Source organism: Brevibacillus reuszeri (assembly GCF_002897295.1).
Taxonomy (GTDB): Bacteria; Bacillota; Bacilli; order Brevibacillales; family Brevibacillaceae; genus Brevibacillus; species Brevibacillus reuszeri_A.
This window is the reverse complement of sequence record NZ_BEXF01000020.1, coordinates 87,888-111,064: the sequence shown is the minus strand read 5'-3', so window position 1 is coordinate 111,064 and position 23,177 is coordinate 87,888. Positions and strand designations below refer to the sequence as shown.

Sequence of the window (23,177 nt, the reverse complement as noted above, 5' to 3'; positions counted from 1 at the left end):
GAGGTTTGCCGCCAACTTCCTTCAGATTCCACCTCACGGTGGACACCCTTGTCTTAGGCTAATGGTTACTACTGCCTTCACCATTCGGGACTTTAACCCTAGAGATAACGCCCATGCTGGGCGCACACGCTAAAAGACCGGAAGCGAATTCCGGTCTTCATTCTATAATTCACGTATTTCGTTTCAACTGCTCTTATAGCTGAGACTTCAGCCATTCATTCAACAGCTTTGCATCCTCAATCGCTCGCTTATCCCCTAAAATATCTCCTCGCTTATTTCCCTCGCCGATGAGATAGCCTTCATAGGTTGTTCCTACAAAGGACAAGACGAATTGGAATTGCTGGATCAGCGGAAGTCCTTTTAGACGAGGTTGATCGCCGCCTGTCGTGATCACATAAGCGCGCTTTTGCCCCATCGATTCTTTGAAAGAATAGCGCTTATCCCGCAAGCTTTGTGACCAGCGATCCACAAAATTTTTCATGTAGCCAGACATGCCGTACCAATAGATCGGAGTGGAAAAAATGATAAATTCATGCGCCATCACAGCTTCGATCACTTCATCATAATCGTCTGCAACGGAAGCGAAGCCGTCTGCATCATGTCTTTGATCGTGAATCGGGCGAATCTCCTTTTCTCGCAAACGAATGCTTGTATGAGGGACTCCCTGCAAAGCCAAATTGGTCAATTGCTCGGTGTTTCCTTCATCTCTTGAGCTGCCATGCAAAACGAGAATCTTCAATTCCAATCACTCCATTTCCATTTTTCCCATCTGTTTTCTCACCTATATTGTATAAGAAAACCTCTATCGAGGCATCCTCAAGGAGGAGCGACCGCGTTTAGCGGAAATTTTTCATGCGCTCCAGAATTTTTAAGCGTTCGCGCTTATAAATTCTTATACGTTCAAAAAACCCTCCGGCAATCTCTACCAGAGGGCTACACTTACGACTTACGATATAGAAGCACTAGTTTGCCGGTTCGCGTGTTGATACAGCTTCCATGCGAGCGAAAAGCCGACGATCAAAAGCGCAGCGGAAAGGTAATACACCGCTCTCGTTCCCAGCATTTCCGCAAACGCTCCCATGATCAGAGACGAGACTCCAAATACCATCATGTCAATCGTCCCTTTTGCCGACAATACATACGGCAATGCCGATTCCTCTGTTTGCTGCTGCAGTATCGTCTGTTTACTGACCAGGAACATTTCCAGAAAAGGTCCTAGCAAAAAGGAAAACAGAAGGGCAACCAACGGATTCGTGCTGCTACCAAAGGCAAAGGTAATCAAGCTTGAACAAATGGTCCCAATCGCAATCGCCTTATACAGATGACGCTTGAGCCGATGAGCGAGCATTAGCAGCACACTTCCGCCAGCAATTGCTCCGAGCATGTAGCCAGCGTTGATGTATCCCCACCATGCCTCGCTACTTCCCAATTCATCAAGAACAAAAGGCAGCAATATCGCCGCAATCCAAGCTGCACCTGACATCCCAACTACGATATCCATGGCAACCAGCAGCTGCAGTGAGGGCGTATCCCGGATGATTCTCCAGCCTGTGAGCCAATTCGATTTAGCCTGCCGTGGTTCGGACTGGCTGTCTTCTTCCTTTTTGCCATCCTTTGCAGGAGCAACACCTAGCATCGCTACTGTTGCCACCACATAAGCTCCTACTGTTCCTAAAAGAACTACGCTTGCCCCCAGCCATGCAACAAGCAGCCCTCCTGCCGCCCAACCAGCAAAATGTACCGTTTGATCTGAGGTTGCCAAAAGTCCATTCGCCCGCATCAGCTCGGAACGATCAACCAATCGTGGGACGAGGGCGTTGCGGGCTGGATTTGCCCAACCATCCATAAAGGCAATCATAGCCGCAAGTCCGAATAACAGCCAGATCACCAGCTTTTGCTCGCCTACTCCCATCGCCACGACAAAAGAAGCGATACCCAGCAAAATCGTCTTGAGCCCCTGAGACAGCACAAGCATCCGCTGCAGGGACAAGTGCTGGAAAACCAACGGAGCGAGGAAGCTGCTCAGTGACTGTGACGTCACGTTGACCACTGGAATAAAAGCAGTGTACATCACAGAGTTAGTAGCCGCGTACATGACTGAGATAAACGCGACAATATAAAAAACATCCCCCAGATTGGCCAGAGTCTGACCCGCCCAGAGGCAAATAAACCGTCTATTCCACACGGCGTGAAACCTCCTGTCGGCTCAGGACTTTATTTAATTGTCCTGTTGGAATAAAAAATTAGTTCCACCGACAACTCATCACAATGGAGGTGCACCTCGCTTGCTTCAAATTTCTCTCATTATATTCCAGAATCTGTCTGATGCATAGATTTGTTTTTAAAAAAACTGTAGTACACCCATCCGGCATTGATAAACAAAAACGCACTGGTCATGAAAAAGACCCCGCTGATGCTTACATACCCCGCCAGAAAACCGCCAATCATCGGCCCGAGCATGCTGCCAATGCTGACAAAGCTGTTATTGTAGCCGTACACGCGACTCACCATGTGTACAGGTGTCGCTCGCCGCAAGAGCGAATTGACGGAAGGCAAAAGTCCACCAAGTGACAGACCAAGCAGGAATCTCAGCAGTACGAGCTGCCACACGGTAGCAACTAGCCCTTGTGGAATAAACAGGATCGCCGACATCAGCAAGGCGCCGAGGAGCACCTTTTGTGAGCCATAGCGGTCTCCCAATCTTCCTAATCGAGGAGAGGCGAAAACGTTGGCAACCCCCATCGCAGCCTGCACGAGACCTGCCCACAACGCTACTTTGGCTCCTTCTGAGCCTAGCAGCTGTGCAATATAAATCGGCAGAACAGGAATAATGCTGAACAAAGCAAACTGAATCATGACGGTTACAAAAAAAAGCGCAGGCAGCTCTTTGGACGAAAAGATCATTTGAAAATCTTCACGCAGGCTGGAACGATCCTTTTTCTCTGGCGGCACGAAGTTTTCTTTTACAGTAAAAGTAATCACCAGCGTAGCAAGCAAAAGCATGCATCCAGTGATGACAAAAATCATCCGAAAACCGATCCGCTCTGCCAAAAGTCCACCAAACAGCGGACCCATAATCGTTCCCGCGGTAATAAACGATTGCAGCATCCCCTGTGCCCAGCCAATTTGTTCTTTTGGCACTGAAGATGCGACGAGCGCTGTACTCGCGGGAATAATACCTCCAACCAGACCGTTGATTAAACGCAGAGCCAACAGCTGCCATAAGCTCCCGGCAAATCCCGTCAGTGCCACTGTAATCGACATAAAATAGCCAGAGCGCAAAATCATGATCTTGCGCCCGTGCTTGTCAGCCAAGTTTCCCCAAATTGGGGATACGAGACCTGCCGTCAAAAAGTTGGCTCCGAAAATGATGCCTGCCCAAGCAGTTACTTCATGCGGATCCTCTATCCCGAAATCTTGCTGAATGTACAGAGGTAAAAAGGGCATGATCATGCTCATCGCTACCATCACGACGAACAATGACCCACATAAAACATACAAGTTGCGGCGCCATATCTCCATCGGATTCCCCCCGTTCCCTCTGCTTAGCTTTTACGTTACTTCGTCTGTTGCATTCCCTAAATCTTGTACACTCCACAGGCCATGATAAACGCCCCTTTTTTCGAGTAATTCCTCATGCTTACCCTGCTCTACGATTTGCCCTTCTTTCATCACAATGATTTTATCTGCGTGGGTAATCGTCGATAAGCGATGCGCGACGATGATGGTCGTCCGCCCTTTCGTCAATCTCGATAACGACTCCTGAATCGTGTGCTCGGATTCCAAATCGAGGGCAGATGTCGCTTCATCTAAAATCAGAATGCCCGGATCACGCAAAAAGACACGCGCGATGGCGATCCGTTGCTTTTGTCCTCCGGAAAGCTTGACACCCCGCTCCCCCAGCTCCGTATCGTAGCCATCGGGCAGGGCTGTAATAAAATCATGCGCATGTGCTGCTTTCGCTGCTTCATAGACAGACTGATCGTCTGCATCCGGATTGCCCATTAATATATTTACTTTTGCCGATTCACTAAACAATATATTGTCTTGTTGAACCATCCCGATGTGATTGCGCAAATTCCGCTGCTTGACATCCCGAACGTCAACACCATCAATCGTAATTCGTCCCTCTGTCACATCCCAGAAGCGCGGCAACAGACTGATCAGTGACGACTTCCCGCCACCGGACATGCCGACAATCGCTACCGTCTCGCCCGACTCAATCGTTAAATCGACATTTTGCAGGACAAGTGGTCCTTCTTCCCGATAGCGAAAGGAAACATTCTCAAAGCGAATTTCTCCTCGGATTCGTTTGGTTGTAGGATCAACAGGCAGCTCGCCTGCATTTGGCTTGTCGACAATGTCATAAGCCTGATCGATAAATTCAAACATCCGGTCCATCGAGGCAATCGCCTGTGTCAAAACCGTGCTTGAGTTGACCAACCGTCTCAGTGGCGTATACAGCCGATCCAAATACGCATAAAACGCAACCAGCGTCCCTACACTCATGTTTCCCCCGATCACCTGATATCCTGCATAGGCGATGACAAGCAGGGGCGCAATATCCGTAACCGTATTGATCACGGAGAAGGTTCGGGCATTCCAGCGCGTATGAGTCAGAGCTTTATGTAGAAAATGATTGTTTTCTTTGGCAAATTCCTTGCTCTCATGCTCTTCCAAGGCGAAGCTGCGAATCAGAGACATGCCATTCACACGCTCATATAAATGTCCCTGCAAATGCGCCAATGCGGCTGATCGGTCCTTTGTCAGCTGACGTAAGCGCTTATAAAAGAATTTGACAGAAATGCTGTACAACGGAAATACAACGATGGCGACAATCGTCAGCTCAACATCCATGTAAAACATGATCCCCAGCGTCATGACGATCGTGATCGTATCCAGCCATAGATTCATCAATCCTGTTTCCACAAAGCTTTTGGTCGATTCGACATCGTTGATCACGCGAGAAATGACTTCACCAGTCTTGGTGTTGTTGTAGTAACGCATCGAAAGTCTTTGCAAATGCGAGAACAATTGATTCCGAATGTCAAACAAAATACGGCTGGATACCCACTGCGCGTAATATTGCCGGATGTATTCCACCGGAGCGCGAACAACCGTAAACAACAAGAACGTGCCAAGCATCAGCCAGAAAAGCTGCGTGAGTTTTTCCTCTTGAGGAAGGGGACTGGGCAAAAGATCGTCAATTACGTACTTGATGAGAAGCGGCAGGGCCAGCGGAATCGAAAATTTTATAATGCCAATGAAAACGGTACCCAGAATCTGCTTCCAATAAGGCAACACATATGCCATGTAGCGGCGTATGCTCAAGCATCATACCTCCTTTGCAAACAAGGAAATCCCTCCCCCGAATTTACGGGAAAGGGATTATTCCTCATCGTCTCGTACTAAAAGATAACGCTCGTACCAACGCTGGACGAAGCCGCTTTGAAATGGACCACGACGTGCGCTGACCCAATCCAATACTTCTCGCAGCGCTGTCTGTACTCTTTCCACGACAAACGGAGGGTAGTTCATCTGTCTGGAATGCAGCAGAAACTCCTCTTCATCGAGAATCGAATACGTCATGTCGGGAAACACTTTCACGTCGAGATCATAGTCTATGTAGCTGAGCAACTGACCCTTCATGCTAAAGGGTGAACCAAGGTTGCAATAATAGTAAATGCCGTCGTCGCGAATCATGGCAATGGTATTAAACCACTGTCCTCGACCGAATGTACATATGGCCGGTTCGCGCGTACGCCACTCCCGTCCGTCTGCTTCTGTCACCTTGACCCGATCATTTCCCCCAATCACCACCGCATCACTGGTATGAATCAGCGTGGATTTGTCCCATATGCGGTGCAACGAATGGTCGTGTTTATAGCTTTCAATGCGGATATTGGAGCCCGGAGTTGGTGACATGACTCTCCCCTTTCTTCTCTTCTCTATCTGAATGGGGACAAGCCTCCTTAAGAAGAGAGCTTTTTGGAAAGTGTAACATATTTTTGTACTTCATAGCCAAGCGAAAGGTAAAACGGAAGGACTTCGGGATTAGCCTGGTTGACCATAATCAGAACGTTGTTGACGCCTCTTTGCTTGAACCGTTTTTCAATCGCGGCAACGAGTTCGCGTCCTATGCCACTGCCTTGCATCTCTGGTAGAACGGCAAGTCGGTAAAAATAAGCACGCGCTCCATCAATGGTGCCTACTACAACTCCGACAACCTTTTCTTCCATTTCTGCAACCATAACCAGATCGCTGTCCCATGCCAGCTGTTGGGCCAAGTCGTTCAACGACTCCGTCTCCGATTGGTCCAAACCCGTTTCCTGCCAAATCCTTGTGATAGCCGAATAGTCACCGAGTCGAAACGGACGAATCAGCATACGTTGCCTCCTTCGTAGCCTTCTTGCTCTATTGTACAACACTTGGACAACTTTGTCTTGTGTGGTAACACGTCAAAGTCTCCAACTCCAAGCTTTCGCATAAGTAAAATTTTAGGTCAAAAGAGAAATTCCGCCGTCTACAATCAGCGTTTGTCCACGAACCATCCATGCCTTGTCTGAGAGTAAAAACATAACTGCATTCGCCAAATCTTCCGGTTCTACGATACGACCAGCAGGAGTACGCTCTGCGGAGCTGCCGAGCAATTCTTCGCGATTCGGGAAATGCTTGAGAGCATCTGTATCTACTGCGCCACCGGAAACGGCGTTGACGACAATGTTATGTGGAGCGAGCTCAACAGCCAGATAACGAGTGATCGCTTCTACCGCTGCTTTGGACACGCCTACTGCTGTGTAGTTATCCAGAACACGGATGGAACCAAGGCTGGATAGGCTGACGATTTTTCCCCCGTTGCCACCCTTAATCATTAGCTTTGCCGCTTCTTGCGCACAAAACAACAGTGCTTTACTGTTAATTTCCATCGTCCAATCCCAGTGGCTTTCTTCCAGCTCCATCAATGGACGAAGAACACCAGATGCCGCATTGTTTACAAATACGTCCAGGCGACCGAATTCCTGATCGATTTCTGCGAACAGCTCCTTGATTTTTGCCACATCACCTACGTTAGCTTTAATCAAGTGCACACGTGCACCCTTTGCTTCCAGCTCAGCTGCTGCTTCTCTCGCCGCAGTACGGTTACGGAGATAATTCAGGACGAGATCATAGCCCTGTTCAGCCAATTGCAGAGCAATTGCTTTACCGATTCCTCTCGTTCCCCCGGTTACTAATGCTACTTTTTTTGTATTCATAAAAGTATTGCCTCCTAATCAGACCAACTATTAACAGCAGGTACTAATACTTAAAACCACTCATTTATTATACAACTCCCGTTCGGCTTTTTCTACAAGTGCCGTTTTTGAAACAACAAAGGCCCATGAGAATAAAGATTCATGGACCCAACAAATGCTATCATTATTCATCTACTCCATCTTGAAACAGTCTTTGTAACTGCGCTTTATCTGCGTCACTTAATAAGTGGTCTGCCATCGGCAACAATACGTTTTCTTCTTTAAAGAAATGCTGCAACAAAATTTCCACAGATATCCGCAAATGGTGGAGAGCAGTTGTTATTTCCTCCTGCTCATTCCTTCTTCCTTTTTCAACTAAGCGCAGAAACAACGAGATGTGTTCTTTTGCTTGCCTATGCTCATATTCCATTACCGCGATTGGTCCCATATCCCGTCCAATATAGCCTCCCAATATTGGAAACAGTCTTTCTTCCTCACACCTGAAGTGTTTGTCTAGTTCCATGAGAAAGGAGGAGGCTATCTCGTGAAGTTCCGTTAAGCGTTTCGTGCAAGAAGGTTCTGCTGACTGCCCCAGTTCCTTTGCCAAGCCTGCCAGTCGATTTATCTTCTCTCCCAAGGACCGGTGCTCTTCTTTCAATTTTTGCAGAGGCGGACATAACTTCTTCCCGCCCCTAAACACCTGCATCATCCCCATGCATCCCCAATGCTGTTGTTCCATAGATCTCCCCCCTTCTTCCACCAGCGATATCTAGAAATCAGACCGGAACGACATAAAAGGGGCTAGGATTTTATGGCCTGACTCTTTTTCTTGCCCTAGGGTTAGCTCCAAAAGGAAACGCGATATTCCAATTGTCCCTGATTGTCACGGGCAACCATAAGGACACCGAAATCTTCTTCGGAAAAAATCACAGGACCATTCAGGAGGGGAATCGCAACAAACTGACAGGGATTAAAATATAGCCGCAAATGCTCTTTGTCTTCTGTAAACTCCCATTTTGCCAGATGCCTTTCCATGATAGGTCGAGCATGTGATTCGGCATCATCAGCCAAATCGTGAATGAGAATCCCCATTTTTTTATCCACCCACGCGGGTAGTGCTTGGTGAAGTACGTTAATCATTTTCCTCCTCCTCGCCTATCCCCAATGGTTTTGCCATACACAATCCAGGCCAACGGGAACAGGATTACCGTGGCGCCGCTAAACAACAGAACATGGATATACCTCTGAGCAAAATACATATTTACCGTGTACTGCGTGCAAACAATGCTCGCAAACAAGATCAATGCCAAAAGGATTACACCACTATAGCTGCTCTTCATATCGTTTCACCCCTACAGCGTATACCGCCCCATCTTTCTCTTGTAGGACAATTTCTGGCAGCGGTCTTCTGGGAGGGCCAGCGAGCGGCTGTCCTGTCGCTACATCAAATTTCCCGTGATGGCATGGACATAACAGTTCCTTTTCCTCCCGATCCCAAAATACCGGACAGCGCAGGTGGGTGCATGCATTTTGATATGCCTTAAATTCTTGTTCTTTCACGCGCACCAATAGCGCTGTGTCATGCTCACTCGGATAGGCAAATTCGACAGCTTCTCCAACTTTTATTTCAGAGAGATTCGCAATTTTGTGTTTCGGATACGCTTGTTTGGATGGACTCACTAGCTCTTTGGCAGCCAAGGCTCCCCATGGCAGTGTCGATACCGCAAAAAGACCAGCTGCGCCAACCATTGTTTTCATAAAGCTTCGTCGATCCAAACAGCGCTCGTTGGAACGATTGATGTTATGGGTATAGTTGTCATCCTTCAAAGGAATTTTGCTGGAGTTCTCGTTGTTCTCCATAACGCACAGCTCCTTTCTAGAATAGCTTTTGTTTGCCTTGCAGAATGCCAGGCAGGCTGATTTTCACATTTGTTTCGCCTTCCATCGCGTCCGGCGAGTGGCTGGCTGTCCATTTGCCATTGGCCAGAGGGACTTGTGCCTGCTTTTCTTCCAGTTCCGCCTCGCTAATCCACTGCAATGTGTTGGTAGGGCAAACTGATGCGCACATCGGCGGTATCCCCTCTTTCGTCCGGTCATAACAAAGATCACACTTGTACATGAGATTTTGCTCTTCATCAAATTTGGGAATCCCATATGGGCAAGCGATCGTACAGTTTTGACAACCAATACATTTTTCTACCAGGGCTGACAAAACAGCACCGTTATCTGCGATTTGAATCGCCTGAGCAGGACAGCTGCGCGCGCAAGCCGGATTGACGCAGTGAAAACACATGAGAGGAATCGTCTGTCTGTTGATAAACGGGTTTACTTCCAGTACGTAGTTTCGGTTTCGGTTGTCATGCCCGCCACATTGCGTACACGCCGCCAGACAGCTTCGGCAACCGATACAGTTGTCCATTTCGATATATAAAACCTGTTTACCCATGGCGAACTCCTCCATGTTTGTGCTTGATGATTTGCGCTGCGCACGCTTTAAATTCTGGCATTTTGCTGTACGGGTCCAATGCCGGATTGGTTAGCAGATTGATAGATTCCGCTTTTCCCCAATGGTAGGGAACAAACAGCGTATCCTCACGAATCGCCTCGATGATTTTTACACGGTACTGCGCTTCTCCCCTTCTCGTTTTCAGCGTCACCAGTTCATCGTGCTCAATCCCATAACGGTGAGCCGTCTTTGGATGGACCTCTAGAAGAGGATCAGGATACATGGCTTTCAAAAACGGGATTCGTCTCGTCTGGTTACCGGACAAGTAGTGAAAAACAACACGTCCTGTCGTAAGCCGCAGAGGGTATTCCTCGTCAGGCTCCTCCGCAGGGGGGCGGTAGGGTAGTGCACATATTTTTGCTTTGCCGTCAGGGTGATAAAATTTCTTATCCAGGAACAAATGAGGCTGTCCTTCGTCATCCTCCGTAAGACACGGCCAGAAAACACCGTTGCGCTGCTCAATTTTCTCATAGGTGACACCGTAGTAGTCAGCGACCCCACCTCTGGAGACCTGACGCAATTCATTGAATATATCAAGTGGTGACTTCAAATGTTCGAAGTATTGCCCGCGCCCCATTCTTTTCGCAATTTCAATCTGGATCCACCAGTCTGGCTTTGATTCAGCGTACCAATCCTGTGCTTGACGGTGACGAATGATACGCCCTTCCAAATTGGTTGTTGTTCCATCATCCTCCGCCCAGGTTGTCACTGGCAGTACAACGTCTGCATATTCGGCTGATTCGGACAGGTAAAAATCACAGCAAACCATAAAATCCAGACTCTTCATTGACTCCCGTACATGGTTTAGATTCGGGGCGCTTACCACCGGATTCGAACAAAGCAGATAAAGTCCTCGTATGGTTTTATCCTTCATAAGCTGGAACATTTCATAGGCAGACACACCTTTTTGCGGCATTTCCTCCACAGAGATGCCCCAGGCACAAGCTATCTCGCGCACATGCTCGGGATTATCCATCTTTCGGTAGCCTGGCAGTTGGTCGGCTTTTTGCCCATGCTCCCGACCTCCTTGTCCATTGCCTTGACCAGTAAAGGTAGCCACGCCTGATTTTGGCCGGCCTATTTTGCCTGAGACCAGCGCCATATTGGTATAAGCAGATACGTTGTCCGTCCCTTTGGACTGCTGTTCCACACCGCGACAAAACATCACGATAGCCTCTGGGGACCTGCCGTATATATCTGCAGCTCGAATCAATTTGTCCACATCGATCCCTGTTATTTCACTCACATACTCAGGGGTAAAGGAAGCGACTAATGCCTTCGTATCCTCAAAACCGTTTGTATGATTCCGAATAAATCCTTCGTCTATATGTCCGTTCTTGATAAGCAGATGAACCATTCCGTTTGCCAGTGCCAAATCAGTGCCTGGACGCAGGTCTAGATGGATATCTGCTCGCCTAGCCAATGGCGTTTCTCTTGGATCGGCCACAATCAAATAGCCGCCCCGGTTTTGCACTTCCCAAATACGAAACATGCTTGTAGGATGGCATTCAGCCGCATTCGAACCTGCGATAAACAAGCAGTCCGTCTGATGAATGTCAGTCCAGGGAACAGTAGAACCGCGATCGATCCCCAGACTGCGATTAAATCCTGCCGCAGCGGAAGACATGCAGAAGCGACCGTTGTAATCGATATAGCGAGTTTGCAAGCCGACACGCGCAAATTTTCCAGTAAGATAGCATTTTTCGTTAGTCATGGAAACGCCAGAATAGACGGACAGTGTATCTTTGCCGTATTCACTTTGCAATTTCTTGAATCTGGAGACGATTAAGTCCAGCGCTTCCGCCCATGTCGCTTCCCGAAAGCCTTCTGCTGTACCCTTTAAGGAAGCATCTGTACGAATCAACGGCCGCTTTATCCGATCCGGATGGTTCACTTGTTGATAGGCCGTAACTCCCTTTGGACACAGCTTCCCCAGATTGACAGGGAAATCGTAGCGTGGCTCCACCCCGATAATCTTGTTCGCCTTTGTATCTACCCGCAAATTCATCCCACACTGCATGCCACAGTAACTACAATGCGTGCTTACCAATTTCTCGTTAGGATGTGTCTTGTTTTCAATGGCTTTAAAAAATTTATCCTTTAGCATGTTGATTTGCCTCCCTGACATCGATCTCGTGCGTAGGAACTCCTGTGAAGCGGAACATGCGGTATTTTCTGCGGCACGGCAAGCAGAGCTCAGCCAAGTGGAACCTATTTTCCATATGGAACACCATCTCGTTTTTCCCCAGCACGTTGATCACGTCAGCTGATTGTTCAGCCGAAACGAAGCCAGTCTGGCACACTTTGCATTTTTTCATTTCCTGTTCTGCATAATGCTCACGATAATTTCGGGCAAACACACTCATCGGTCGGAACGGGATATGGGCGAGCTTCCCGAATGGTAAATAGATGAGGGTAAGAATGACAGAGAATTGATGGATTACCGTCATGATCGGGTGTCCAAAGCCCTCAAGGAACAGATTGCTTGCCGTTAACAAAAGCCCAGTAACGCTGACAAACAACAACAGATAGAGAGGCAGAAAATCGTAGAAAAAGGTTTGTTCAGCTCTCGCCTGCATGTTCTTGATTCTGCGATACAAAGCCATGACCACACCGCCAATAACCATGAAGGCAGTGATGTTCAGCGCATTGTAAAAGAGAAAGGCGATCCACCCATCCGCCAGTACAGTCAATACATTTACACCCATAAAGACGACCTGATAGTACCCGTTATCCGCCATCGTAAAATACATCCAGCCAAAAACTAAAGGGAACGTGACTAGTGCTGACAAAACACAGCCCCATCCGAGCAAAATGTGCTGTGTCCAGCGATACCATCCCCGATTCCAAATAAAGCGATAGACGGCCAGATGATCCACCGCTGTATTTGGTGTGCTTTTCCGAAATAGCAGCCGCAAACCCTTTTTCAGAATAATATTGGTTGGAGGACGATCTGCCCAAGCGGAAAATCGATAAAGAAAGCCTCCGATAAAGACAAGCGTTCCCACCATATATCCGTACAACGCAAGGTCTATATGAGCGAAAAAACGTGTTCCCACGTAAGACAACACAAACAAACAAGAGACGATGATAAAAGCCCGCTTCGCCACCTTGGAAGCAAAAATACGATCCATACTACACCCTCCCTGCGATTATTCGTTTTCATTCCCTTCGTTCGAGAACATTGTAGCAATCGGCAACATCAAGGGTTGTGATGTATCTCACACCTGCTCCCACCTCATCATGATTTCTCTATTCATCTCGTGAATAAGGGATGATATAATGTAGGCGGCTTCGTTATTTTTTCCTGTGAAAAAGGGAGGGCCACATGAACGGAAATAGTGCTACTTTCGCGGAACAGATCACTCCCGATTTTGTTAAAAGCCTCGAGACCTTGGCGATTAAAAAGAATTTTGATCCCGGTGCTGTCTTATTTTTCGATGGAGAGCAAGCTAACCAGTTATTTTTAATTAGCACGGGCCAAATCAAGATGACTAAGACTACCAATGATGGCAAAGAACTGACACTGCAAGTATTTGGTGCAGGTGAGCTTGTCGGCGTCTCTGGACTTTTTGAGACTGAATTGACATACACCTCTACTGGCACCATGTTGATGGCTAGTGAAGTGTGGATAATCCCTCGTCAAGGACTAGAAAAAATGCTGATTAAAAACGGCCAATTTTGCGTAGAGTTCCTGCGTTGGATGGGACTCATGAACAGGCGAATGCAGTCCAAGTTTCGTGACCTGCTTCTCAATGGCAAGATCGGCGCTCTTTATTCCACTTTAATCCGTATGAGCAATACGTACGGCAAGCCCCATCCTGATGGAATACTCATTGACCTTTCCCTTACCAATCGTGATTTGGCCCAATTCATTGGTCTGACACGAGAAAGTGTTAACCGAATGCTGTCCGATTTGAAAAAACAGGACGTCATTGATCTGCTCCCCCAAGGACATATTTTGATAAAAGACATTGCCTATATAAAAGCAGCCATCTATTGTGATGATTGCCCCCCTGATATTTGCCAAATGTAAGAAAACCTCTATCGATGCTTCTCCAAGGAGGAGCGACCGCGTTTAGCGGAATGTTTCACCGAAGTAATGCCGGGAGCGAACGCTGAGGCACCTTGACATGCGCTCCGGAATTCATAAGCGTCACGCTTATAAATCCCTATACGTAAAAAAGTCCTGGACCGACAAGTCCAAGACTTTTTTTGTACCTTTTGTATCGTCAGGCATGCTTTTGATGCGTCAGCTCACTGAACATCCCAGCATAGTATTGTACTTCTCCACCATCGTCTAAAATTGCGCTTATGGTCAACCACTGTAAATACTGTTCCCCATTCTTCCGGCGATTCCAGATCTCCCCTTGCCAATAACCATTTTGCTTGATGGATTCCCACATTTTTTGATAGAAGACAGCATCCTGTTTACCAGACTTTAAAATATTTGGCGACTTGCCAATCACCTCGTTCATGCTAAAGCCTGTTACTTTCGAAAAAGCATGATTCGCACTTTGGATGACTCCCTTTGTATCAGTAATCAATATGGCTTCTCCTGTTTTTTCTAGAATCGTGGAAGCGAGCTGCAGCTTTTCTTGATAAAACATCCAGACAACTAAGATCAAGCTGGCCAATGCAAACTGGGACAATGCCATAAACCCGATCGCGTAGTGCCCTGTCAGATTAAACAACATCGTTAACATCAACGGCGGAAAAAATCCTCCCAATCCGCCCATGGCAGAAACAATCCCATTCACAATTCCTGCCTGCTTGGAGAAATACATCGGCACTAATTTGAACACAGCTCCGTTCCCCATGCCCGCACATGTTGCGACGAGCAAGCACCCCACCGTATACATCTGCATAGATGGCGAAAAAGAAAGCAGAATTCCGGCCAAAGCAAGTCCTGCAAATACAATCATCAGCGCCTTGAATGGATTCCATCGATCCCCAAGCCAGCCTCCCAACGGTCTTGCAGCCGTAGCCAAAAGAATGAAGCCCGCTGTTCTCATACCAGCATCCACTTTATCCAATTGGAAATGGCTGACCAAAAAGTTAGGCAGATAAACGGTAAAAGCAACGAAGCATCCAAATGTAATGAAGTAGAAAAGACTGATCAGCCACAGCTTCTCATTTTTGTAGACACTCATGATCTGTTGCCGGAGAGGAGTTACGACCCTAGGTTCATTCTTATCCCCCAAAAAGAAGGTAAGCAAGGCAAATCCTACGAGCAATATCATGAACATCTGAACAGTAGTGGTCCAGCCAAAGCTTACTGCGAGAACCGGAGCCGAAAAAGCTGTCAGGGCAGTACCGATATTGCCCATACCGTAGATTCCATTTATAGACCCATGCTTTTCCTTTGGGTAGTACTTCGGAAGAGAAGTGACACCAACCGAAAACACTGCCCCGCCTATCCCCAAAAACATGCCGCCTATTAATAAATCAACATAGGTGGTTGCTTTGCTGATATAAAACACGGGTGCTAACAGTAAAAGAAAGCTTATACAAAAGATTGTTCTCGCACCAAATCGGTTGCTCCAATATCCGATGGGAATTCTCAGCAGTGATCCAAGCAACACAGGAATTGCCGTACCCCACGCCACTTCACCCGGACTCAAGGGAACCGTTTCTTTGATAAAAGGCATGAGTGATGACAGTATCACCCAAACCATAAAGCCAACGACCAGGTTCAACGTCTGTAACGGTAGCTGCCATTTTCGAACCATAACCACACCCCTCACTTGGGAATAAAAATTACGTTCCTCTGCACCCCCTATGATAAGAGGCAGTGCATTTTCCCGATGTGATTTTTATCACAGCTTCTTCTGTGCGCTCTTCTTATAATCAAGGCGAAAGCTTGAACAGAAGGAGTGATGGTAAATGTTTTGCTATCAATGTGAACAGACTCCCACTGGCGGTTGCAAGATTGTAGGTGTTTGCGGAAAGAATGAAGAGCTTGCGAGTATTCAAGATACGATTATTTTTGCTTTAAAAGGGATCGCTGCCTATGCTACACATGCTCGTCAGTTGGGATATATCGATCCTGAAGTGGACGGTATTACACAGGAAGCTCTCTATTTTACATTAACAAATGTCAACTTTAATTTGGAAGAGCATTTGCAAATGGCCATGAAGGTAGGAAAAGCGGCGATTAAAGTGATGGAGCTACTCGATAAAGCTCATACAGAGCGTCTCGGAATTCCACAGCCGATAACCGTCTCACAAAACAAAATAGAAGGAAAATGTATCGTTGTAACGGGGCACAACCTATTTGCTTTGGAAGAGCTCTTAAAACAAACGGAAGGGAAAGGAATTAATATCTACACCCATTCCGAGATGCTACCTGCACATGGTTATCCCGCCTTGAATAAATATCCCCATCTAAAAGGGAACATTGGGAAGGCATGGTATGATCAGCGCCAATTGTTTGAGCAATTTCCAGGGGCAATACTGGCGACGACAAATTGCGTGATGCCAATCCGTGGCAGCTATGCTGATCGCTTCTTCTCCTATGACATAGCAGGCTTGGAGAACGTAATTAAAATTGAAAATGACGACTTTACGCCGTTGATCGAAAAAGCATTGTCCCTGCCTGAGGTAACCATCGAATCGGAACAGACGTTGACAACAGGATACCATCATCAAACAGTCCTCGGTATCGCGCCGGAGATTATACAGGCGGTAAAAGAAGGAAAGATCTCACATTTCTTTGTTATTGCCGGCTGTGACGCTCCTGGCAAGGGAGGAGAGTATTACCGCGAACTGGCTATATCCCTTCCCCCGGATACTGTCATTCTTACTACTTCATGTGGCAAATTCCGCTTTAACGATGTGGATTTCGGCACGGTGCCAGGTACGTCGATTCCAAGATACATCGATTTGGGACAGTGCAATAACTCGGTTTCTACTATTACAATCGCAGCAGCACTGGCGGAAGCGTTTGAGTGTAATGTGAATGAATTACCGGTAAGCATCGTTCTGTCTTGGTTTGAACAAAAGGCTGTTGCGATTCTACTTGGCCTGTTTAGTCTAGGCATAAAAGATATTCGGATTGGACCAAAATTGCCCGAGTTTATTTCTTCAGGAGTTCTGCAAGTATTACAAGAATTATTTCATATCCAGTTAATTGGGGATGCCCAAAATGATATGAAACAAATGCTAGGGGTCACTCAGTAGCATGGTATAAAAAGGAAAGGGCAGATTCTCTTAAATGAGGGTCTGCTCTTTTTCCTTTCCTGTAAAATGAAAAAAGCCTTCTATAAAATTTCTTTTGCAATCTTGTAACCTTTTTCTCTTTTTTACGGATAAGTAGGCAGAAGAAAGTGAGGGATAACCATTCATGAAGAAAATAATGAAACTCGTCTGCCTGCTGGCAACCACCAGTCTACTGGCGGCAACACCTATTTACGCGACACAGAAGAGCAATAAAACAGCAGAGAAGGCTCAATCCGGGACTGTAGCGGATATTATGAAAACGATTGATGCTTCTATAGCCAAGGCCAAAAAGCTTTTGCCTTACCTAGAAGACTATCCGTATAAAACAGTGACGATTGATGAACACAGCGATAACACCGTTCGCGTTTTGCTAAAGAAATCCGATGACGAAGAAAATGTTCTGCCAAATGTCGTGCTTTCGTTTGATAAAAAAACAGGCGAATTAAAGCGATTCCGCCTATTAGATGATTCGAACACGGATGAAATCTTGGCACAGGGAGAACAGGCTGTTAAGCAGGCTACTGCCTTTCTCAAGCAATGGTATGGTGAGGATATGCGGGGATATCGGTATAATCCGTATCTTTCAAACACCTTAGGAATCCCATTTTCCAAGGTTGTGAACGGGCTTTTTTACCCTAGCCAAAGCGTGCGCATAACCGTAGACGCTGATGGACGCATTACTGAGGGTGGACAATTCCCCATGCCAAATTCCAACTTCAACTACCCAGTTCCAGCCGTGGAAGAAACGAATTTTGACGATCCCAAGGACGCTCTACCTCCAGAAGAGTTGGAATCATTGTTTGCAAGCATAATGACCCTCTCCTATAACGGTGATACATTCATCTACCAACCGATGTTCTCCGGCTATATCGATGCGAAAACAGGTAAAGATCTGGGGGTACAACAAGTCAATTACGATACCCCTGGACCGATCATTAACGTAAAGCCGACAGGAACGACCTTTTCTGCAAAAACAAAAGAAGAGGTTGTTGCCTATCTGAAAAAAGAACGCGGTATCGAAGCAAAGGCAGCAGAGCTGCGCGAAGAAATGACCAAGGATCAAACGAGGAAGCGTTATTGGTGGAGGGAAGGAACGGAACAAGAAGCGCTCGTCAACACAGATGCGACAACCGGGGAAATCGTCACTTATTTTTCCCAGGGAGCATCTGAAATGGGTTCAAAAAATGTCACGCGTGAACAAGCCAGACTTTTGGCAATCAAGGAGCTGGAAAAATATTTGCCCGCAGACACAAGTGAAGTGATGGAGATTATAAATCATCGCCCGGAAAGCTGGCGCGGTTACATGTTCTCCTTTGCTCCTGTTCACAATGGGATTCCTAATCTAAATGATCGAGTTTCTATCCATTTGGACGGGGGACAAATCACTGATTTTTACGGGACTACCAAAGCTCGCTTCTCTGCCAAGCCACCTGAGGGGGTAAAGCTGGTCTCTGCCGAACAAGCAGCAAAGGAATTTTTGAAAGCCAATCCGCTGCAACTGATTTATTTCTATCCGAAAGACAACGGGAAGCAGGCTGTTCTCACCTATCAGGCTCCCCAAGGCTATCGCATGGACAAGATCAATGCTGTAACCGGAAAAATCATCCCGACTAAAACCAAATAAGGAGGAAATGTTTTGCATGACGAGCTTAACGAGAGAATTCGCCTTATTTATCAGACTCACTACAAGGACGTCTACTCCTTTTTACTCTATTTCACCAACAATCAAAACGAGACCGAGGACTTGACCCAAGAGGTGTTTACGAGCTTATTGCGCTCACTCCCAAGCTATGATGGGCGCGTAGTGATCAAGACGTGGCTGTTCTCCATCGCCAAATACATCGCTATCGATTATTACCGCAAGCAAAAGCTGAAGCTGTTCTTTTCCGAAAAGCTCCTGCGCAATATTGTCACAACTGAGGGCGTGCCAGAAGCAGAGCTATCACACAAAGAAGAATTGGTAGAATTGAAAAAAGCTTTGCAAAAGCTAAAGCCCAGCTATCGTATGGTCATTATTTTACGCAGTATCAAAGGGTATAGCATCAAGGAAACTGCAGAGCTTCTGGCGATTTCAGAAGCAAAAGTAAAAGTAGATTATCATCGCGGCTTCAAACAGCTCCAGCGCTATATGACCGAACCTAAGGAAGGAGGATGGCAAAATGAATTCGTTTGAGGAACTGGAACAACAACTAAAACGATTGCCTGAGCTGGAGCAGTCACCACGACCGGAATTTGTTGCTTACTTGGATGAAAAACTGCAAAAAGAAGCGACTGCTGTAAAACGCCGGTTGCGTCATCGCCGCATCTTGACTCATACAGCAACAGCAGCAGTCGTCATACTATTGGGAAGCTGGGTCACAGCAATGCCCTGGCAGCAGCCTTCACCGCAGGCATCTACCTCCCCTGCAGATTCAAATATCGCTTCTCTACCTCTTGATCATCCACAAGAGCCAGCAGCTACCACCCATGTCGCAGAGCAGCCTAAATCTGCCGAGCAATCACAAACAAAAGCACAAGTGCCAACACCTCCAGCCAATACAGAAGTGTCCGAAGCACAAGCCAATTCGCCAACCATTGATGAAAAAGAGCAGCCACCCATTGAGCCTAATAACAACGAGCCAGACAAGCAGTCCCCTCCACTCCAGATTGCCCAGTCTTATTTAAACGAAATGCTCGGAGATGAAGGCCAGCAATACAAGGTTAATACCAAGCAGACCGACCTCACGGAAGGGAAAATTGTTTTCAGTCGTATGATTCATGGTGTCCCCTTTTATAACGACAGCTATTCGGTAGGTGTAGAGCATGATACGGTAAGCTATTTTAAATTCAATCGTTTGCCTGAGAAGCAGCGCAACTTGTCTCAATTTCCTCCCCCAGTAGACATTCTTTCTGAAAAGGAGGCAGTAGAAATCATCGCAGGCACGATGCAGCCTGTCTATCGGTACGACAAAGATGGCGCACTCACTAAACGCTACGAACTGGATTTTCCCGGCTATTTGGATGCGAAAACAGGAAAAATGCTGGCTAAGCCAGAGCAACTATCGCAGGTTCCATCCCCCAAATCATCAATCCCTGTGAAATCACATGGGAAAAAGCTCGAGGTACATTCTGTGAATGACGCTATCACTTTGCTTCAGCAGGAATTCGGCGTCACCTTTGATGGAGAGCGAGGCACATCTCCCACTTCCATCTCGTATGGCAAAGGATCGGGAACGGAATACACATGGGCCGGAGCTGATAAAACGATTACTGCTCAAGTAAGCCCTAATGGTGTGCTGACTGCCTATCATGTTCAGGATACTGCTACCGAGACAAACGGATCGAAGCGAGCCCCGCGAGAAGATGACGTGAAAAAGGCTGTCGAGTTTCTAGAGCGCTATCTGGATAAAAAGATAACCGCACTTGGCTTACTCGGATCAGGCTGGGATGACAAGGAGATCGGCTATTCATTTGGCGCTTCGATTGACGGTGTTCCTATTGCAGGCCGTACGTATAATGTGACCCTTGATCAGAGGGGGCAGGTCGTTGGGATGGAAGAGACCAGATTTGCTTCAAAGAACCCTCCCCTGTCCTTTGAAGCGGCATCCATAGACGCTGCTATCTCCCAATACGAGAAACAGCACAAGCTCGAGCTGGTTTATATATGGCCGAAAAAGGATGCTGACGATAAAAACGCCAGCGATGCTCCGCAACTCGTGTACCAGCAAAAATGAATCTGCCCCACCTTGCAAAAAGTGGCGTTTCGCATCCTTCGCCACTTTTTGTCACCTGTTCACAGAAATGAATAATTGTCAGAAAATAATTTCTTTTTGAAAATAGGTGAAAAAGTGCTTTACTTCAAGAAGAAATTCCCATATTCTTAGAGTACGTTCTAAAACACTACGAAAGAAAAGGAGGCTGTGACAAATGATGATGATGAATGTACTACTACAACCCAATGCTGCTTTTTATGACCGTCTTATCTTTGTTACAACTGAATATGGCAACGCCTCCTGGACTGACGAATCGTAGTTGTTATTCGTATCTTCAACATTCCCTTTTCGTCAAATACCCGACCACAGGCGTTGTTGCTTGTGGTCTTTCATTTTCTTTGTGTTTCCAAAAGACCGCTGGCGTTTTGCCTGTGGTCTTTTTCTTTCTCTATAAATCAAAAAATGGATCAAATTCAATTTTTACCCTTTGAAGGGAGGTGATCGGATATGATACTGAACTTTTTGTTCTTCACAATCAAGATTGAACGCAAACAAGTAAATGCTGAGCAACGTATAGCTACGTACGCTCGCACACGTTACCTTGAGGAACGTGCGGAAGCCCACGCCATTCAAGCAGCACAATTGATTAGCCACATCTAATATTTGCAAACAACCACGTTGAGGAGGGATTTTTTTATGAAAACCAAACAAAGACGTCAGATGATGAGATTTACAGGAGTCAAAGCGATAGATGGCAGCTGACTGCACCAATTTACAGGGATGGGAGGGATACGCTCATGTACATTCCGATGATTTTTTTCACCATCATCATTGAGAAACGGAAAGTGACTCCAGAGCAACAGGAGGCACACTATTTGCAAAAGAAAGCAATTGCCGAGTGGGAAGAGCAAAAGCATCAGATCGCGATGCAATTTCCAGAGTATTTGTATCGCTAATATACACGCACGATTATAAAAGCAAAAAAGAAGATCAGGTCTCCTAGGGACGTGATCTTCTTCTTTTTTTAGTCTGCTTTGCGTAAAACCTCTGCCAAGATTTTGGCGAGTATGTCGGCTGACGCGTATTCTTCTTCTAACGTATTCTCCATCCCGCCTATTTCTACAAGCACAGCGCGTGGATGCAAATCCTGATTCCAGTAGACTGGACTCATGCCCTTTTGCTCGATTACTTCGATTGGAAACTCCGGATACATTTCCTGTGCCTTCTTGCTAATCGTTTGTGCGAAGCCCAGGTTTCGTTCCCAATTCGGATGGGAGTTATTAATGACTAGCCTGATTTTTGCCACTTCGGTGTTATTGATCTTGAGGGTGGTTATGTTTCTTTTTCTACTGCCACGGTGAACATCTAAAACCATTTGGATGTCTGGATGAATCACTAACATCTCTTTTACGTTTTCACGTGACATCAAATACAGTTCACTGAAGTCTTTTTGTTGGTTTTTCGCCTCGGAAGCAAAGTCAATGGGGGACTGGATTGCACTTATCTTATTTGTCTGTAAGGCATCTGCCAATCTTTTGCCTACTCGCGAAATATTGTGCTGTGGATCATTCACAGAATGAATCTCTGTAGAAGTTTTTGTCTCAGAAACAAATGACTCCTGGCTATGTGTGTGATAGATCAAAACAGAGGGAGAATCCGCTTCTCCAACTGCGGCAGGAGCCTCGGACTCTGCGTTTAGTTTGAGGGTAACGATCAGCAACAGACATGCGATAATACCAGCTGCTACGCTAAAGTATCGCAGCGCTCTGCTTTTTGCTTCCATCTGGTTTGCCTGCTTCACCAGCTTTACCCCCAGCCTCGCGACATACTGTTTATCCGGTTCTTCTGCCAATGCCTTGATTTGCTTCTCCAGCTTGTCTTTATTTGGCATGTGAAGACTCTCCTTCCTCTAAAAACAACTCATTCTTTAGTTGTTTTAATGCCCGATGATAGCTGACCTTTACCTTTGCTTCGCTCCATCCCAATATTTCAGCCGTTTCCTTCACACTCAGCTCATTCACACAGCGAAGGATGATGACTATTCGATATTTTTCCTTGAGCTTGTACAGGGATTGTTCTAAATTTGCACGTTCCTCCTTTTCTACGAGTGCTTGTTCTGGCAGACCATTTTTTGAAGGAAGGATACGCAAAAGCTGGCTGGAGAAGTGAATCAGTTTTTTTCTGCGATAATGATCAATTCCAGTATGCTTTGCAATCGAAAGAACCCATGTCTTAATTGACGATCGCTTCTCGAATGTAGGTAATGCTTTTAATACCTTGATAAACACTTCTTGTGTTAAATCCTCCGCCTGACTTTTGGTTCCGGTGAACAGTAGAAAAAAATGATACACATCTCTGTAATACAGCTCATAGATGCATCTAATCTGTTCAGAAAGACGGGCTTGATCCTGCAAACGGGGACACCCCCTTCTTTTTGGGATACTCTATAGTCGAACGAGCTGGGAAAAGGTTACAAATCGATTTAAAAAGTCTGTAACAATACGAAAAGCTGCCGAGATGCACTCG

General features: G+C 46.4%; 24 protein-coding genes. 7 read left to right on the top strand and 17 right to left on the bottom strand.

Annotated features, from left to right (window positions below; genetic code table 11):
* Nucleotides 1-193 precede the first annotated feature (193 nt).
* From C3B52_RS25760 to C3B52_RS25695, 14 genes are all read right to left on the bottom strand, one after another.
* Nucleotides 194-739, bottom strand: coding sequence for a flavodoxin family protein (locus C3B52_RS25760; RefSeq protein WP_103109245.1), 546 nt, complete (start codon nucleotides 737-739; stop codon nucleotides 194-196).
* 207 nt (nucleotides 740-946) lie between these two features.
* Complete coding sequence (locus C3B52_RS25755; RefSeq protein WP_103109244.1) at nucleotides 947-2,185, bottom strand: MFS transporter; 1,239 nt, start codon at nucleotides 2,183-2,185, stop codon at nucleotides 947-949.
* Nucleotides 2,186-2,304: 119 nt separating this feature from the next.
* Nucleotides 2,305-3,522 (bottom strand): MFS transporter, encoded by a 1,218-nt coding sequence (locus tag C3B52_RS25750; protein ID WP_103109243.1) that lies wholly within the window; start codon nucleotides 3,520-3,522, stop codon nucleotides 2,305-2,307.
* A 30-nt stretch (nucleotides 3,523-3,552) separates the two neighbouring features.
* Nucleotides 3,553-5,331: an ABC transporter ATP-binding protein gene (locus C3B52_RS25745; RefSeq protein WP_103109242.1), complete on the bottom strand. Its 1,779-nt coding sequence runs from the start codon at nucleotides 5,329-5,331 to the stop codon at nucleotides 3,553-3,555.
* Nucleotides 5,332-5,388: 57 nt separating this feature from the next.
* On the bottom strand, nucleotides 5,389-5,925 hold the full coding sequence (locus C3B52_RS25740) for a DUF402 domain-containing protein (RefSeq protein WP_103109241.1): 537 nt from the start codon (nucleotides 5,923-5,925) through the stop codon (nucleotides 5,389-5,391).
* A gap of 47 nt (nucleotides 5,926-5,972) precedes the next feature.
* Nucleotides 5,973-6,386 (bottom strand): GNAT family N-acetyltransferase, encoded by a 414-nt coding sequence (locus C3B52_RS25735; RefSeq protein ID WP_103109240.1) that lies wholly within the window; start codon nucleotides 6,384-6,386, stop codon nucleotides 5,973-5,975.
* Between the two features lie 111 nt (nucleotides 6,387-6,497).
* A complete protein-coding gene (gene fabL, locus C3B52_RS25730) occupies nucleotides 6,498-7,253 on the bottom strand; it encodes an enoyl-[acyl-carrier-protein] reductase FabL (protein ID WP_103109239.1) in 756 nt (251 codons plus the stop codon).
* A gap of 163 nt (nucleotides 7,254-7,416) precedes the next feature.
* The gene (locus C3B52_RS25725) at nucleotides 7,417-7,971 is read right to left on the bottom strand and encodes a hemerythrin domain-containing protein (protein ID WP_235615862.1); all 555 of its coding nucleotides are present in this window, start codon (nucleotides 7,969-7,971) and stop codon (nucleotides 7,417-7,419) included.
* Nucleotides 7,972-8,072: 101 nt separating this feature from the next.
* The gene (locus C3B52_RS25720; protein ID WP_103109238.1) at nucleotides 8,073-8,372 is read right to left on the bottom strand and encodes a hypothetical protein; all 300 of its coding nucleotides are present in this window, start codon (nucleotides 8,370-8,372) and stop codon (nucleotides 8,073-8,075) included.
* Nucleotides 8,369-8,572 (bottom strand): hypothetical protein, encoded by a 204-nt coding sequence (locus C3B52_RS25715; protein WP_103109237.1) that lies wholly within the window; start codon nucleotides 8,570-8,572, stop codon nucleotides 8,369-8,371. The genes C3B52_RS25720 and C3B52_RS25715 overlap by 4 nt, the downstream gene beginning before the upstream one ends.
* Nucleotides 8,556-9,092: a Rieske 2Fe-2S domain-containing protein gene (locus C3B52_RS25710; protein ID WP_103109236.1), complete on the bottom strand. Its 537-nt coding sequence runs from the start codon at nucleotides 9,090-9,092 to the stop codon at nucleotides 8,556-8,558. The genes C3B52_RS25715 and C3B52_RS25710 overlap by 17 nt, the downstream gene beginning before the upstream one ends.
* 16 nt (nucleotides 9,093-9,108) lie before the next feature.
* Nucleotides 9,109-9,678 carry a 4Fe-4S dicluster domain-containing protein gene (locus tag C3B52_RS25705; RefSeq protein WP_103109235.1) on the bottom strand — a complete coding sequence of 190 codons (570 nt, stop codon included), beginning with the start codon at nucleotides 9,676-9,678 and terminating at the stop codon, nucleotides 9,109-9,111.
* A complete protein-coding gene (locus C3B52_RS25700) occupies nucleotides 9,671-11,845 on the bottom strand; it encodes a molybdopterin oxidoreductase family protein (protein WP_103109234.1) in 2,175 nt (724 codons plus the stop codon). The genes C3B52_RS25705 and C3B52_RS25700 overlap by 8 nt, the downstream gene beginning before the upstream one ends.
* Entirely contained in the window at nucleotides 11,832-12,872 is a 1,041-nt protein-coding gene (locus C3B52_RS25695; protein ID WP_103109251.1) for a hypothetical protein, read from the bottom strand. The genes C3B52_RS25700 and C3B52_RS25695 overlap by 14 nt, the downstream gene beginning before the upstream one ends.
* Before the next feature lie 194 nt (nucleotides 12,873-13,066).
* Here C3B52_RS25695 and C3B52_RS25690 point away from each other — a divergent pair, with 194 nt between their 5' ends.
* Nucleotides 13,067-13,774 (top strand): Crp/Fnr family transcriptional regulator, encoded by a 708-nt coding sequence (locus C3B52_RS25690; RefSeq protein WP_103109233.1) that lies wholly within the window; start codon nucleotides 13,067-13,069, stop codon nucleotides 13,772-13,774.
* Between the two features lie 196 nt (nucleotides 13,775-13,970).
* Here the strand turns inward: C3B52_RS25690 and C3B52_RS25685 are convergent, their stop codons facing one another.
* The gene (locus C3B52_RS25685) at nucleotides 13,971-15,470 is read right to left on the bottom strand and encodes a nitrate/nitrite transporter (RefSeq protein WP_103109232.1); all 1,500 of its coding nucleotides are present in this window, start codon (nucleotides 15,468-15,470) and stop codon (nucleotides 13,971-13,973) included.
* Nucleotides 15,471-15,624: 154 nt separating this feature from the next.
* Here C3B52_RS25685 and hcp point away from each other — a divergent pair, with 154 nt between their 5' ends.
* From hcp to C3B52_RS25660, 6 genes are all read left to right on the top strand, one after another.
* Complete coding sequence (gene hcp, locus C3B52_RS25680) at nucleotides 15,625-16,920, top strand: hydroxylamine reductase (RefSeq protein WP_103109231.1); 1,296 nt, start codon at nucleotides 15,625-15,627, stop codon at nucleotides 16,918-16,920.
* Nucleotides 16,921-17,095: 175 nt separating this feature from the next.
* Complete coding sequence (locus C3B52_RS25675) at nucleotides 17,096-18,583, top strand: YcdB/YcdC domain-containing protein (RefSeq protein ID WP_164684927.1); 1,488 nt, start codon at nucleotides 17,096-17,098, stop codon at nucleotides 18,581-18,583.
* A gap of 12 nt (nucleotides 18,584-18,595) precedes the next feature.
* The gene (locus C3B52_RS25670) at nucleotides 18,596-19,132 is read left to right on the top strand and encodes an RNA polymerase sigma factor (RefSeq protein ID WP_103109229.1); all 537 of its coding nucleotides are present in this window, start codon (nucleotides 18,596-18,598) and stop codon (nucleotides 19,130-19,132) included.
* Nucleotides 19,119-20,672: a YcdB/YcdC domain-containing protein gene (locus tag C3B52_RS25665; RefSeq protein ID WP_103109228.1), complete on the top strand. Its 1,554-nt coding sequence runs from the start codon at nucleotides 19,119-19,121 to the stop codon at nucleotides 20,670-20,672. Before C3B52_RS25670 ends, C3B52_RS25665 begins: the two co-directional genes overlap by 14 nt.
* Before the next feature lie 486 nt (nucleotides 20,673-21,158).
* The gene (locus C3B52_RS36785; protein ID WP_164684926.1) at nucleotides 21,159-21,311 is read left to right on the top strand and encodes a hypothetical protein; all 153 of its coding nucleotides are present in this window, start codon (nucleotides 21,159-21,161) and stop codon (nucleotides 21,309-21,311) included.
* A gap of 137 nt (nucleotides 21,312-21,448) precedes the next feature.
* Nucleotides 21,449-21,607 (top strand): YrzI family protein, encoded by a 159-nt coding sequence (locus C3B52_RS25660; protein WP_103109227.1) that lies wholly within the window; start codon nucleotides 21,449-21,451, stop codon nucleotides 21,605-21,607.
* Between the two features lie 68 nt (nucleotides 21,608-21,675).
* Here the strand turns inward: C3B52_RS25660 and spoIIP are convergent, their stop codons facing one another.
* The gene (gene spoIIP, locus C3B52_RS25655) at nucleotides 21,676-22,542 is read right to left on the bottom strand and encodes a stage II sporulation protein P (protein WP_103109226.1); all 867 of its coding nucleotides are present in this window, start codon (nucleotides 22,540-22,542) and stop codon (nucleotides 21,676-21,678) included.
* Nucleotides 22,532-23,065, bottom strand: a complete 534-nt coding sequence (locus C3B52_RS25650) for an RNA polymerase sigma factor (RefSeq protein ID WP_103109225.1) — start codon at nucleotides 23,063-23,065, stop codon at nucleotides 22,532-22,534. Before C3B52_RS25650 ends, spoIIP begins: the two co-directional genes overlap by 11 nt.
* Between the last annotated feature and the right edge of the window lie 112 nt (nucleotides 23,066-23,177).